The sequence below is a fragment of the Leucobacter sp. CX169 genome, assembly GCF_017161405.1.
In the GTDB taxonomy this organism is placed as follows: domain Bacteria; phylum Actinomycetota; class Actinomycetes; order Actinomycetales; family Microbacteriaceae; genus Cx-87.
In genome coordinates this window covers 2,097,741-2,110,335 of the sequence record NZ_CP071051.1, presented here as the reverse complement: position 1 = coordinate 2,110,335, position 12,595 = coordinate 2,097,741, and the positions used below count along the sequence as shown (strand labels likewise).

Annotated in this window: 13 protein-coding genes; 7 read left to right on the top strand and 6 right to left on the bottom strand. The window is 68.5% G+C overall.

The window, feature by feature from the left end:
• The first annotated feature begins 8 nt into the window (after positions 1-8).
• Complete coding sequence (locus JW030_RS09645) at positions 9-1,247, top strand: sensor histidine kinase (RefSeq protein WP_241095623.1); 1,239 nt, start codon at positions 9-11, stop codon at positions 1,245-1,247.
• A complete protein-coding gene (locus JW030_RS09640) occupies positions 1,244-1,870 on the top strand; it encodes a response regulator transcription factor (protein WP_188044322.1) in 627 nt (208 codons plus the stop codon). The genes JW030_RS09645 and JW030_RS09640 overlap by 4 nt, the downstream gene beginning before the upstream one ends.
• Here the strand turns inward: JW030_RS09640 and JW030_RS09635 are convergent.
• Positions 1,867-2,844, bottom strand: a complete 978-nt coding sequence (locus JW030_RS09635) for an NAD(P)-dependent alcohol dehydrogenase (RefSeq protein ID WP_188044321.1) — start codon at positions 2,842-2,844, stop codon at positions 1,867-1,869. The two genes, JW030_RS09640 and JW030_RS09635, sit on opposite strands and share 4 nt — an antisense overlap.
• 139 nt (positions 2,845-2,983) lie before the next feature.
• On the opposite strand from JW030_RS09635, the gene glsA reads away from it, so the two are divergent.
• The 3 genes from glsA (at position 2,984) to JW030_RS09620 (ending at position 4,764) form a co-directional block, all read left to right on the top strand.
• Positions 2,984-3,988, top strand: coding sequence for a glutaminase A (gene glsA, locus JW030_RS09630; RefSeq protein WP_188044320.1), 1,005 nt, complete (start codon positions 2,984-2,986; stop codon positions 3,986-3,988).
• 110 nt (positions 3,989-4,098) lie between these two features.
• Positions 4,099-4,554: an SRPBCC family protein gene (locus JW030_RS09625; protein ID WP_188044319.1), complete on the top strand. Its 456-nt coding sequence runs from the start codon at positions 4,099-4,101 to the stop codon at positions 4,552-4,554.
• Between the two features lie 33 nt (positions 4,555-4,587).
• Positions 4,588-4,764 (top strand): hypothetical protein, encoded by a 177-nt coding sequence (locus JW030_RS09620; RefSeq protein WP_188044318.1) that lies wholly within the window; start codon positions 4,588-4,590, stop codon positions 4,762-4,764.
• Positions 4,765-4,774: 10 nt separating this feature from the next.
• Here JW030_RS09620 and JW030_RS09615 read toward each other — a convergent pair whose 3' ends face one another.
• From JW030_RS09615 to JW030_RS09605, 3 genes are read right to left on the bottom strand one after another with little or no spacing between them, the layout of a single operon-like run.
• Positions 4,775-5,536 carry an ABC transporter gene (locus JW030_RS09615; protein ID WP_188044317.1) on the bottom strand — a complete coding sequence of 254 codons (762 nt, stop codon included), beginning with the start codon at positions 5,534-5,536 and terminating at the stop codon, positions 4,775-4,777.
• Positions 5,533-6,744 carry an ATP-binding cassette domain-containing protein gene (locus JW030_RS09610; RefSeq protein WP_188044316.1) on the bottom strand — a complete coding sequence of 404 codons (1,212 nt, stop codon included), beginning with the start codon at positions 6,742-6,744 and terminating at the stop codon, positions 5,533-5,535. The genes JW030_RS09615 and JW030_RS09610 overlap by 4 nt, the downstream gene beginning before the upstream one ends.
• On the bottom strand, positions 6,741-7,280 hold the full coding sequence (locus JW030_RS09605) for a helix-turn-helix domain-containing protein (RefSeq protein ID WP_188044315.1): 540 nt from the start codon (positions 7,278-7,280) through the stop codon (positions 6,741-6,743). Before JW030_RS09605 ends, JW030_RS09610 begins: the two co-directional genes overlap by 4 nt.
• 230 nt (positions 7,281-7,510) lie before the next feature.
• On the opposite strand from JW030_RS09605, the gene JW030_RS09600 reads away from it, so the two are divergent.
• Entirely contained in the window at positions 7,511-7,990 is a 480-nt protein-coding gene (locus JW030_RS09600) for a MarR family winged helix-turn-helix transcriptional regulator (protein WP_188044314.1), read from the top strand.
• 58 nt (positions 7,991-8,048) lie between these two features.
• Entirely contained in the window at positions 8,049-9,497 is a 1,449-nt protein-coding gene (locus JW030_RS09595; protein WP_188044313.1) for a YdiU family protein, read from the top strand.
• A 77-nt stretch (positions 9,498-9,574) separates the two neighbouring features.
• Here JW030_RS09595 and JW030_RS09590 read toward each other — a convergent pair whose 3' ends face one another.
• Positions 9,575-11,833 (bottom strand): glycoside hydrolase family 3 C-terminal domain-containing protein, encoded by a 2,259-nt coding sequence (locus tag JW030_RS09590; protein ID WP_188044312.1) that lies wholly within the window; start codon positions 11,831-11,833, stop codon positions 9,575-9,577.
• 115 nt (positions 11,834-11,948) lie between these two features.
• The gene (locus JW030_RS09585; protein WP_188044311.1) at positions 11,949-12,542 is read right to left on the bottom strand and encodes a TetR/AcrR family transcriptional regulator; all 594 of its coding nucleotides are present in this window, start codon (positions 12,540-12,542) and stop codon (positions 11,949-11,951) included.
• Positions 12,543-12,595: the final 53 nt, after the last annotated feature.

Below are 12,595 nucleotides of genomic sequence, written 5' to 3'. Positions count from 1 at the left end.
TCTCTGTGATGCGGATGAAGTGGTGGGACATCGTGGTCGCCGTGGCGCTCGCTGCGATGGCAGGGGCGCTCGTGCTCTCGAACCCGGCCCCCGCGAACGTGGTGGTTGCTGCGGTGTCGCTCGCCGGGATCCTGCTGGCGTATCTGCTGCTGGGGCGGGGCCTCATCGCTCGGGCAGATACGGAGCAGGCGAGGCCAGGGCTCGCGCTCGTGTTCCTTGCGATCGTCGGCGTGCTGGCGGCCGTCGGCGTTGCCGCGGAACCCAATCTCGCCAGTCTGCAGGCGCTGCTCTATCCGATGCTGTGGATGCTCTCGCCTTCGTATGGCCGAGCGGTCGTGGGCAGCGGAGTACTCGCGCTGCTGATCGGGGCCGGCCTGTGGGTCAGCCTCGGGCCGACCGGCATCGATCTGACCGCGTCGATCGCGATTGTCGCCGGGATCCAGGCGCTCAGCTTCGCGTTCTCGATCGCGCTCGGCACTTGGATCACCCGAATCTCAGAGGACGGTGCCGCCGCGAAGGAATTGGTCGCGCAGCTCACACAGGCGCAGGGCGAGGTGGCGCAGCTCAGCGCAGCGGCAGGCGCGGCGGCTGAGCGGGAGCGCCTCTCGCGCGATCTCCACGACACATTGACGCAGAGCCTGACTGGTCTCGTCATGCTGGCGGAGCGCGCAGGGGCCGAGCTAGACGAAGGCCCCGCGGCTGCGTCCTCAGTTGCGCCCGCGGCAACCCGCACGGTTGCGCTGATCGAGCGCACGGCGCGGGACGCGCTTGCCGAGGCACGCGCGCTGGTCGCGAGCACGCACCCACTCGGCGGCCGCGGGCTCGCCGAATCACTGAGCCGGATCGCGGTGCGCACTCAGGACGAGACGGGAATTTCGGTCACGGTGAGCGTCACCCCCAGCGAACTGCCGCGCGAGCTCGAGGTAGTCCTGCTGCGAGCTGCGCAGGAGGGCCTCGCGAATGTACGTAAGCACGCGCGTGCAGCGACCGCGCGCCTGAATCTTGCGGCGGGACCTGACGCGGTCCTGCTCACCGTGCTCGATGACGGCGTCGGACCGGCCCCTGGGAGCGAGAGTCGTAACGCTGACGACCAGACGGCAGGTTTCGGGCTCGCCGGCATGCGTGAGCGGGTGGCGCTTGCTGGGGGAGTCGTGTCGTTTGGAGCCGCCCCTGGGGGCGGTTCGCTGCTCAGGGTGAGCCTTCCGCTTCCCGTGCCGACGGTGCAAGCGAAAGGTGTCCTCCGATGATTCGGATCCTGGTCGTCGACGATCACCCCGTGGTCCGTGCGGGAATCGTGTCGCTGCTCGCCCACGAATCAGACCTCGAGGTCGTGGCAGAGGCAAGCGATGGAGCGGAAGCGGTGGCACGCGCTTCAGCGCATCGCCCCGACGTCGTGCTGATGGACCTCCGCATGCCCGGGGTGGACGGCGTCGAAGCGACGGCCCGCATCGCCGATGGGCAGGCGGACGCCCCGCAGGTGCTCGTGCTCACCACGTACGAGACTGACGACCAGATCCTGGCGGCCATCGAGGCGGGCGCCAGCGGCTACCTGCTCAAGGCTTCACCCGCGGCCGAGATCCTGGCGGGGGTGCGCTCGGTGGCAGCCGGGCGAAGTGTGCTCGCGCCCGAGATGGTTGCCCGATTGGTGGCGCGATCGCGCATCGATCCGGCGCCGAAACCGACGCTGACGCCGCGCGAGACCGAGGTACTGGCCCTCGTGGCCGCGGGTCTCAGCAACCCCGAGATCGCGGTGCGGCTGTGCATCGGGGAGGCCACCGTGAAGACGCACTTGCTGCATGTCTTCGAGAAGCTCGCGGTCGGAGATCGCACGCGTGCGGTCACTCGCGCGATGGAACTCGGGCTGCTCTAGGCACTGCGGTTCGGGTCTGCGTCCTGCTGAGGCAGGATCACCAGGTTGCCGACCTTCCGGCCCGAGTCGATGCGGCGGTAGGCCTCGGGCAGGGCCTCCAGGCCGCCGAGCACCTCGACGGACGGATCGAACCGTCCGCTCGCGACGAGCTCAAGCAGCAGCGCGAAGTCCGCCGCACGTTCCGGCGCGGTCCCGGTGACGACCTGGCCGCGCGAGCGAATCATGTCGGCAAGGCTCGCCACCGCGAGAACCAATGTCCCGTCGGGGGCGAGTAGGCGCAGGCCGTCCGCCCGAGAGAGGTTGCCGACTGCGTCGAACACGACGTCGTACTGCTCTTCCAGCGCCACCACGGGGGTGCGTGCATAGTCGACGTGGTGCTGCGCGCCGAGCCGGGTCACGAACTCGCGATTGCGGGCGCTGGAGACTGCGGTCACGACGGCCCCGAAGGAGGCGGCGAGCTGCACCGCGGCGGAACCCACAGCGCCGGAGGCGCCGTTCACGAGCACCCGCAGCCCGGGGCCCGTGCCCGCGCGGTCTCGCAGGAAGTACAGCGCAGTGCTGCCGCCAAACAGTGCGCCCGCGGCATCGGGATGGCTGACGGCCAGGGGTTTTGGCGCGAACGCCTTCGCCGGCACCGCGACGAACTCCGCGTGGCCGCCGAGGCGCATGCCGGTCATCCCGGCAACGTCGTCGCCCGCGGCGAACCCGGCGACGTCCGCTCCGACGCGCTCGATTCGGCCCGACACGGCCACGCCCAGGACGCTCGCCCGGGGGCCGCGCAGCCCGATCGCGAGGCGGGCGGGAAGCCCAAACCCGGGCGGGAACCGACCCGCGCGCATGCGAGCGTCGCCGGAGGTGACGGCAGCGGCCTCAACGCGCACGAGAATCTGGCCCGGGCCGGGTTCGGGCGTGGGCAGTTCGGTGATCCTGACCTGCTCGGGTGGTCCGTACCGGTCGACGACTGCTGCTCTCATGAGGCTCCCTTGTGGTGGAAGGTCGATGTCACGAACTGTAGCCCGACTCGCCGAGATCGGCGAGCGCCCACCGAGCGGTGGCACCCGCGCGGGCAGGATACTGCCGGACGCTAAGCTTGCCCCACGCCGAGGGAGAACCATGATCACGTCAGAATCAGCCAGTGTCGCGCAACGCGTATCCACTGGCGACCTGCCCGCCTGGGACAAGGTGGAGGCGCTCACCATCGACGCATACGAGCGCTACCGCGACCTCGACGATGGGGAGCTTGCGAACTACATTCCGGCGCTGGCCGCGGCCGACCCGTCGCTCTTTGGGATCTCCGTTAGCCGAGCCGACGGATCGGTGCACGACACGGGGGATGCCCTCCACGAGTTCTCGATCCAGTCGATCTCGAAGGCGTTTGTCTATGCGCTGGTCTGCGAGGAGCTTGGGCACGCCGCGGTCAAGGACCGCATCGGCGTGAACAACACGGGCCTCGGGTTCAACTCCGTGATGGCGATCGAGCTGAACAACGGGCACCCGATGAACCCGATGGTCAACGCGGGTGCCGTAGTCACCACCTCGCTGATTCCGGGCCGCACGACGGCCGAGAAGTGGGAGCTGGTGCGCACCGGCCTTTCCGCCTTCGCCGGGCGCCAGCTCAAGCTGGACGGCGAAGTGTACGCGTCCGAGTCGAGCACGAATCAGCGCAACCGCGCCATCGCTCACCTGCTCGAGTCGTACGGCAGGCTCGACGCCGACCCGCTCGAGATGGTCGACATCTACACGCGCCAGTGTGCGCTGCGCGTCACGGCGCACGACCTCGCGGTGATGGGCGCGACGCTCGCGGATGGCGGGGTGAACCCGGTGACGGGCGAACAGGTCGTCTCGGCCGCGGTCTGCCGCGACACTCTCGCGGTGCTCGCCGCGACCGGGATGTACGAGCGCTCGGGCGAGTGGCTCTTTGAGATCGGCGTCCCCGCCAAGTCCGGGGTCGGCGGTGGCATCGTGGCCGTCTCACCGGGCAAGGGCGCGATCGGCACCTTTTCCCCGCCGCTCGATTCCTCGGGGGCGAGCGTCCGAGGGCAACGGGCGATCGCATATCTCTCGCGGGGTCTTGGCCTCAACCTCTTCGCGTCCTCGGCGGATTCGTCTGCCGCCTGATCTGGGGTGCGCCGCACCCTTGCGCTGAACGCCGGACCCTGTCTACGATTTGCGCTGGGGCCGGTCAGGTCACGCATCGCCGTGGGGGATCTCGGCCAAGGGAGACGTCAATGAAGACAGCGCATTCCGTATCGGTGCCGACCTCGGTCGGCAGGACCTTCACGTTTCTCTCGCACACGCAGAACGAATTGCAGTGGCGGGGGTCGGTTGAGGCCTCTCGCTACCTGGGGGCGAACAGCCCGGGAGTCGGGGTGCACGGGAAGACGGTCGCAGGGCCGCACTCGGTCGCGGTGCACTGGGTGATTACGGACTTCGAGCCCGGCGCCTCGCTCAGCTGGAAGCTGGACGGCGACCCCTGGAGCGGCGGGGGCACGTACGTGGTGACGGCCGATGAGCGCGGATCCCGGGTGCGCGCATCGGTCGTGATCCGGCTGAAAGGAATCGCCCGCCTGGCGGAGCCGATCCTGTGGGTCAGGTCGCGCAGAGAACTGCGGGAAGACCTGCGGCGGCTGGCGGAGCTCCTCGAAGCGTCGAAGACTGATGTCGGGCTGCCCGCTGCAGCGTAGGTAAGAGCGTATTCGCGGGCGCGAAGTTGGACAATGTCGGTTATGCCATTGGACGGCTCGGAAGCGCAGCGACTGCGAGGCCTCGCCGTCCTGCGCCGCGTGCGCGATCGGATCGACCGGGACTACGCCGAATCTCTCGATATCGAGAGCCTTGCGCGTGGGGCCAACATCTTGGCGGGCAATCTCATTCGGATGAACCAGGTTGCATAGCTGCCGGCCTCTACGCGTCCCGGCGCAGCGACTGGCGGGTCGCGACGAGGCTGGCCACCACCACACAGGCCGCTGTGAGCGAGACCGCGCTCAGCGCCGGCCACACCAGGTCGGCACCCGACGCGGTCGTGGCGGTCAGGAGCGTCGTGGGGAACCAGCTCGACAGGAATGGGACCTGGCTGAACACCGGAAGCACGATCAGCAGGATCGCGGCCACCGAGATCGCCGGCGCCGTCCGTCTCGTCAGCGTCATGATGAGGTGGCCGATCGCCATCGACATCACGAGGTAGGCGATGGAGGCGAGACCCACGCGCAGCGTGAGGCTCCACGGTACCGGGCCGATGGTGGCGGTCGTGAGACCCGCCGCGATCGCCAACCCGAGCGCGTAGCTGGCGGCGACCACGGCCCAGCCGGTCGCGAGCCGTGGCACCGTGAGCTGGCTGAGTCGCCGCAGGCGCACGCGGTAGAAGATGGACGAGCCGGGCCGGGAGTCCCAGGACAGCGCGGTGATCGCGACCGCGACCGCCAGGATCAGCCCGAGCTGCATGGCGCTCTGGTTGAACATCGTGAGGGCGGAGGTCGCGGTGGCCGGGGCCGCCTCGATCGTGAACTGGTCGCTTCCCGACGCGGCGCCAAGGATCTCGGGCAGGTAGCTGGCGAGGAGGGGTCCGGACAACCCGAAGAAGGCGAACGCGGCGACGAGCCCGAGCAAGAGACCCGAGCGCAAGAGGCGGCGAGACTCGAGGCGAGCCGAGGCTAGGGCGATGCTCATGACTGTTCCTGATTCTGGACGATACGGGCGAAGGAAGCGTCGAGGTCACGGTCTTGCAGCGTGACCTCGATGATGGGGGCAGCCAGTAATCCGACGAGGCGGGTGAGTTGCGTTTCGGCCGCTGCGAAGCTCTCGAAGGATGCGGTAATCAGGGTGTCAGAGGCCTGCATCAGGGTGACTCCAGGCAGCGCGGCGGCGAGCTCGTCAAGCGGGGTGGGGGACGGGGAGCCCAGACGAATCGTCCAGACTGGCGACAGCCGGTGCGTCAGGATCTCGGCCGTTGTACCGGAGGCAACCAGTTGGCCCTCGCTGATCACGACAATTTCGTCGGCAAGCTGTTCAACCTCGCTCAGCAGGTGACTCGAGAGCACGATGCAGCGGTGCTGCTTCTGTTGGGCGATGAGCGCTCGCACGTCTGCGCGACCGATCGGGTCGAGCGCACTGTTGGGCTCGTCCAGGATCAGAATGTCGGGGTCGAGCACGAGCGCGGCTGCGATGCCGAGGCGCTGCAGCATGCCGCGGGAGAAATCGGAGACGCGGCGCTCTGAGACGGCGCCGAGTCCGCACTGCTCGAGGGCCGCGCTCGCGCTCAGCGTGCCGGTGGACTGCGAGAGGACGTGCGATGTCGAAACGACCTCGCGCGCAGTGAGCCACGGCTCAAACTGCGGCACGTCCGGGCAGTAGGCCACCCGGGCGGTGGCGGACTCGGGCCTCGCCGAACCGGAATCGGCGTGAACGAGGCCCGCGATGATGCTGAAGAGCACCGTCTTGCCCGCTCCGTTCGGGCCGATCACCGCGGTGACGGCGCGATCCTGCGCGGTGAACGAGATGTCGCGAATGCCGGCGCCGGACGCAAACGTCTTCGTGACGTGCTCGACACGGAGGGCGGGATGGTTGGCGGGGCTCCGGGCGGGGTCGGTCGGCGCGGTCGCAGCGTGCCGCGGGTATCCGGCGGTGTCGCTGGGAATCGCGGCGGCACTCTGCGCGAGCGCGAGTTCCGCGGGCGGTTCTTTCGCGCCGCGACCGAGCACGAGGTACAGGATCGCGCCGAACGGGAACGAAGCGAGGACGATGATCGCCCACACGAATCGCGGCAGGTGCAACACGTGACGACGGCGCACGATGTCGACGATGCAGAACAGGTCGAGTGCCAATGCGAGCACGGCGACGGGGATCAGCGGCACCAGCTGGTCAGGTGCGAGGTTCATGTGGGGTCCGAGTCGGGTCGAGGGATCAGTACGGTGGTGAGCGTGCGGCGGCGCCGGCCCTCGCCTGGCTTGTTCGCCAGAAGCCGCTGGAGGGCCGCCGAGACGTCTGCGAAGAATGCGTCCGTTTCGTCGGTACTTGCCCAGACGTCGGCCTGGGCGAACGTGACTCGATCCGCGTGGAGGTTCGTGGTGCCCGCTTCAAGGTAGGCCTCGAAATCGCGAAGGAGCCCGCTGCTGAAGACGCTGAACGTCGTCAGTAGTTGCTCGGGGCCGAGCGTCGCGAGGTCCTCGGGGGTTGGGTTCGCGAAGCCGGGCGAGAGCCGGTACGACTTCTCGCTGACACCGCGAACCTGCTGGGCATCAGCCGCTTCGATAATGCCCGTCTGCACGAGATGGGCCATCTGGCGATAGAGGGTGGCGATGGGCACGTCGCGGAGCTGCTCGTGAAGTTCGCGCGTGGTGCGCTGGTCGTCGCGGAGGAGCGCCTGCACGATGCGGAGGCGCACGGGGTGGAATAGGGCGTGAGCGGTGGCCATGCGTGAATGTTATCACTATTGATAATGGTTTCGGGCGTGGCCCACTCGCGTACCTCGTGCCTGAGATGAGGCGTGGCTGCCAGCGAAAGCGAGCAGGTCGTGCCGCGGCTCGTCGTGCTCCAGGTGGAGCGCCCGTGGCGGACGTACAATAGAACTCCGCCGCCCGACAGGTACGCTCGGGTCTGACGCGTTTTGTTCTTCGGACGGCACCCGTCGCTGAACGAGTGGAGATGGCCGTGATTGACGCCGAGCAACTGCAGGACCGCGCAGTGCGCGAGCTTGCGATGTTGCGCGCCGTGCGCAGTTTCGGCGACGCACACGATCGCATGAGCAGCGGCATGAAGCAGGGCATGCGCATGAACCCGACGGACCTGGCGACGCTCCGCCTGCTCATCATGCGCAGTGAACGCGGGGAGTCAGTCAGCCCGAATGAGATCGCGAAGCACCTGCGCATCTCGACCGCGTCCACGACGAAGCTGCTAGATCGGCTGAGCAAGACGGGACACCTGCGGCGCGTGCCCCATCCCAGCGATCGCCGGGCGCAGGTCATCGAACTCACCGACCTCTCAAAAGCCGAGTTCTTTCGCCTGTTCGGGCCGAAACTGATGGCGATGCGGGCCGCGTTTGCGCAGTTCAGCGACGACGAGCTCGACGCGGCGGCCCGGGTCATTGACGCCATGGGCATCGCTTTGGACCCAGAGGCGAGCTGAGTCCGACGCTGCCGGCAGGATCCTGCTGGCGCGGAACGCCCGCCACTAGAGTGCGAGCATGAGCACACCACTGCACGCCCCAGGAATGCTGCGCAACCAGTTTGCGCGCGAGCTTCCCGAGCTGTCCGTGCCCTGGCGGGCGGCGGACGCCCCCAGGCCCGAACTCTTGGTGCTGAATGAACCACTCGCGCGTGAGGTCGGGCTCGACCCCGAGGCGCTGCGCGCCGCCGACGGCCTCGGGCTGCTGCTGGGCACCGTGCTGCCTGAGGGGAGCGGCCCGGTGGCCCAGATCTATGCCGGGCACCAGTTCGGCGGGTACTCCCCGCGTCTCGGCGACGGGCGGGCGCTGCTGCTTGGCGAACTCGCCGACGCGCGGGGCGGGCTCGTTGACCTGCACCTCAAGGGTTCGGGGCCCACCCCGCTCGCCCGGGCGGACGGGTTCGCGGTCGTGGGGCCAATGCTGCGCGAGTACCTCGTGAGCGAGGCCATGCACGCGATGGGCGTGCCCACCACGCGGGCGCTCGCTGTCGTCGCTACGGGCCGCACCGTGCGACGCGACGCCGAGCCCATGCCCGGCGCGGTACTCGCGCGAATCGCGAGCAGCCACCTGCGGGTCGGCAGTTTCGAGTACGCGCGATACGCGGGCGGCCCCGAGCTCCTCTTGCGCTTGGTGGAGCACGCGAATCGGCGCCATTACCCGGAGCTCGCGGGCTCGGACAATCCCGCACGCGGATTGCTCGGGGCCGTGATCGAGGCTCAGGCCGCGCTCGTCGCGCGGTGGATGCTGCTGGGCTTCGTGCACGGCGTGATGAACACGGACAACACGACCATTTCAGGGGAGACGATCGACTACGGACCGTGCGCGTTTCTCGACCGGTACGACCCCGCCGCAGTGTTCAGCTCGATCGACCAGCAAGGCCGCTACGCCTACGGGCGGCAGCCCGAGATCGCGCTCTGGAACCTCACGCGCTTCGCCGAGGCGCTCGTGCCGGTGCTGGGCGAGACGCAGGAAGCGGCGATTGCCGCCGCCGAGGGTGAGCTGTCCGGCTTTGGCTCCGCGTACGACCGGCACTGGACGGCCGGCATGCGAGCCAAACTGGGGCTCGCGTCTGAGGTGTCGGACGACGAGGTCTCGACGCTCGCCGGCCGGTTGCTCGGACTCATGGCGGAGCACCGCCTGGACTTCACGGGAACCTTCCGCGACCTCGCTCGGGTGGCGCGCGGCGGGGCTGGGGCCTGGGCCGCACCAGAGTTAACCGCGTGGGTGGCCGACTGGACGAGGCTGGCCCCCGATACCGACGCCATGGACCGCGTGAACCCGGTGTACATTCCCCGGAACCAAGTCGTCGATGAGGCCCTCGTCGCGGCGAACGCGGGCGACCTGACGTTGTTCACGGGGCTGCTGGAGGCGGTGTCGCACCCGTTCGACGAGCGGCCAGAGTATGCGCGCTTCGCGCTCCCCGCGCCGGCCAATCTTCCGCCGCACCGGACGTACTGCGGCACGTAGGGATTTGGCGCGGGCCGCCCGCGCGGCTGCGGGCGGGCTCGCCCAGAGGCCAGCCCGCCCGCAGACACAACTTGCGGCTACTGCTCGGGCATGGGTGGGACGACGCCCGCGTTCGCCATCGCGAGCAGACCCTCGACCTGGGCGAGGTCGACGCCGGTGCCCGGGAAGCCGAGCATGCGGCCGATCGGGGCCGACGCGAGCATGCGCAGCACGGTCGGGTCGGCAAACAGTCCCTCGCCCGAACCGCCGCCCATCGACTGGATGATGATCGGGCCGGCAATCGGATCGGCCATGACCTCGCCGATCGATGATTCCATCGTCAACGGGACGGAGACCGCGTCTCCCGTGACTGCGGCAGCTGCCGTCGCGCGAATGTCTCGACTCGAGCTCCCGATCTCCACCGTGTAGTCGCCGCCCTCGACGATCCACTGCGAGACGCGCGTGTCCCAGTAGGCGAGATCCTGTCGGCGAATCGCGAGCTCGACCTCGCGGCTCTCGCCGACGTCCAGTGTGACCTTGGCGAAGCCCTTGAGCTCGCGCGGGGCCCGGGTGACGGCTGAGCCGGGCAGCGAGACGTACGCCTGCACGACCTCAGCGCCCGCGAGCGAACCGGTGTTCGTGATCGTGACTCGAGCGGTGAGTCCGTGCTCATGCGCGGAGACGCTCGCGTTCGAGTACGCGAAGCTGGTGTACGAGAGTCCGTGCCCGAAGGGGTAGCTCACCTCGAGCTTCTTCGCGTCGAACCAGCGGTAGCCGACGAAGATCCCCTCGCCGTAGCGCACGTGGCCGTGATCGCCCGGGAAGTTCAGGTAGGCTGCGGTGTCCTCGAGGCGCAGCGGGATGGTCTCGGTGAGGCGGGCCGACGGGTTGACGTGGCCGTACAGGACGTCGGCGACGCCGCCGCCCCCGGCCTGACCGAGCAGCCAGCCCTCGACCAGCGCGGGGACCCGGTCGGCGAAGCCCGACACTCGCACCACGCCGCCGTTCGAGAGCACCACCACGGTGCGCGGGTTCGCCGCGAGCACCGCATCGAGTAGCGCGAGCTGCGCTGCCGGGAGCTCGAGGTCGTCGCGGTCGAAGCCCTCTGACTCTTGGGCGGCAGGGACGCCGAGGAAGAGCAGTACGGTCTCGGCCGCGGATGCGACGGCGACCGCGTCGGCCGTCTGCGCATCACTCTGGCCGCCGTCGTTGTCGTACCCGGCGGCGAAGGAGATCGAGCTGTCGAAGGCGCGCAGCTCGTCGAGCGCGCTCTCAACCTTGGTCGGGTTGATCTGCGAGCTGCCGGCGCCCTGGAAGCGGGGCGTGCGCGATAGCTCGCCGATGACGGCAACCTTCATGCCGGCGCCCACCGGCAGGATCCCGTCGTTCTTCAGCAGCACGACGCTCGCGGCCGCGGCCTTGCGGGCAAGCTGATGGTGCGCCTCGGCGTCGTAGCTGGCGTTCGCGTCGGCGCCGGCCACGGCCTTCTGTACGAGGTCGATGACCCGCGCCGCGCCGGTGTCAACGACAGCCTGGTCGAGCGTGCCGGCCTCGACCGCGGCGATGACCGCCGAGTCGCCACGACCGCCTCTCGACGGCATCTCGAGGTCGAGGCCGGCGGCGAGCGACGCCACCCGGTCGACGACGGCGCCCCAGTCAGAGACGACGAGCCCCGTGAAGCCCCACTCGCCGCGCAGCACGTCGGTGAGCAGCCAAGGATCCTGCGAGGCGTGCACGCCGTTGATGCGGTTGTACGAGCACATGACCGTCCACGGCTGCGCGTCCTCGACCACGCGCTGGAAGCCGCGCAAGTAGATCTCGCGGAGCGGGCGCTCGTCGATATCGGACGAGACGCGCATGCGATCGGTCTCTTGGTTGTTCGCGGCGAAGTGCTTGAGTGAGCCACCGACGCCCTGCGACTGGAGGCCGTTCACGAGGGCGGCGCCCATGACGCCCGAGACGTACGGGTCTTCCGAGAGGTACTCGAAGTTTCGGCCGCAGAGCGGCGAGCGCTTGATGTTCACGCCGGGGCCGAGCAGCACCCCGACGCCCTCCGCCTTCGCCTCCTGCCCAAGGGCGACGCCGACCTCCTCCAGGAGCTCGGTGTCAAAGCTTGAACCGAGGGCGACCGCCGGCGGGAAGCAGGTTGCGGGAATGCTGTCCGAGAGCCCGAGATGGTCAGAGCTTTCGGCCTGCTTGCGCACACCGTGCGGGCCGTCGGTGAGCATGATCGACGGGACGCCGGGCGCCTCCTTCGTCGTCCAAAAATCGCGACCGCTCGTAAGGCCGACCTTCTGCTCGAGCGTCAGCGCCGCGAGCACGCTCAGCGCCGGGTGGGGGGAGTCCGAGGGGGTCATGCTGCTCCTTCTGCAAGGGTGCCGTCAGTACACACGTTTCGAACACCGTACAGCGCTCGGTTTTAGAGTGCAAGCGACTGGACTGCATGGCACCTGGCAGTCGGCGCGGCTGTGGTTAGGGGCGGGTGAGGCTTGCCCAGAGCAGCGAGATGTGCGAGATCATGTCCACCGACGGGTCGAGGAGCCACTGCACCTGCAGGCCGTCGCTCGCCGACATGAGGAGTGTGGCCACGCGATCTGCATCAATGGAGTCTGCGAGCGTCCCGTCGTCCTGCTGCGAGCGAATCGCCCCGGAGAATGTTGACTTGAGTTTTTCCGAGCGCTCGAGAAAGTACTGGTGTGCGGGGTGGCCTGGCTCGGACGCCTCTGAGGCAAATTGCGTGTAGAGGTGCACGAGCCCCGGAACCTCGGTGTTGTGCTGGATGACCTGCATGAAGACGTCGATGATGTTCGCGCTCGCGTCGATCTGCCCAAAACTGCCACCGAACATGGCTGAATCGACCTCGTCACGCTTGCGGAGCACCTCAATAAAGAGGTCCTCCTTGGTGCCGAAGTAGTGCAACAGGCCGGTCTGGCTGAGATTCACGGCGGTCGCAAGCTCGCGGATGGTTGTCTTGCGATACCCGTTTGTGGCGATCACCTCGAGCGCGGTCGTGAGAATCTCGTCGCGCTTTGCGATGCCTTTCGCGTATGAACCTCGTGCTGCCATGGTGTCAGCCTAGAACACGTCTCATCCTTGACGGTCAAAACTGAGCGCGGTAC

Bases quoted from the DNA above. Each gene is read 5' to 3' on its own strand.
- JW030_RS09585 (WP_188044311.1), bottom strand. From the start codon at position 12,542: ATGGCAGCACGAGGTTCATACGCGAAAGGCATCGCAAAGCGCGACGAG.
- JW030_RS09605 (WP_188044315.1), bottom strand. From the start codon at position 7,280: ATGGCCACCGCTCACGCCCTATTCCACCCCGTGCGCCTCCGCATCGTG.
- JW030_RS09615 (WP_188044317.1), bottom strand. From the start codon at position 5,536: ATGAGCATCGCCCTAGCCTCGGCTCGCCTCGAGTCTCGCCGCCTCTTG.
- JW030_RS09645 (WP_241095623.1), top strand. From the start codon at position 9: ATGCGGATGAAGTGGTGGGACATCGTGGTCGCCGTGGCGCTCGCTGCG.
- JW030_RS09600 (WP_188044314.1), top strand. From the start codon at position 7,511: ATGGCCGTGATTGACGCCGAGCAACTGCAGGACCGCGCAGTGCGCGAG.
- glsA (WP_188044320.1), top strand. From the start codon at position 2,984: ATGATCACGTCAGAATCAGCCAGTGTCGCGCAACGCGTATCCACTGGC.
- JW030_RS09595 (WP_188044313.1), top strand. From the start codon at position 8,049: ATGAGCACACCACTGCACGCCCCAGGAATGCTGCGCAACCAGTTTGCG.
- JW030_RS09620 (WP_188044318.1), top strand. From the start codon at position 4,588: ATGTCGGTTATGCCATTGGACGGCTCGGAAGCGCAGCGACTGCGAGGC.
- JW030_RS09590 (WP_188044312.1), bottom strand. From the start codon at position 11,833: ATGACCCCCTCGGACTCCCCCCACCCGGCGCTGAGCGTGCTCGCGGCG.
- JW030_RS09635 (WP_188044321.1), bottom strand. From the start codon at position 2,844: ATGAGAGCAGCAGTCGTCGACCGGTACGGACCACCCGAGCAGGTCAGG.
- JW030_RS09625 (WP_188044319.1), top strand. From the start codon at position 4,099: ATGAAGACAGCGCATTCCGTATCGGTGCCGACCTCGGTCGGCAGGACC.
- JW030_RS09640 (WP_188044322.1), top strand. From the start codon at position 1,244: ATGATTCGGATCCTGGTCGTCGACGATCACCCCGTGGTCCGTGCGGGA.
- JW030_RS09610 (WP_188044316.1), bottom strand. From the start codon at position 6,744: ATGAACCTCGCACCTGACCAGCTGGTGCCGCTGATCCCCGTCGCCGTG.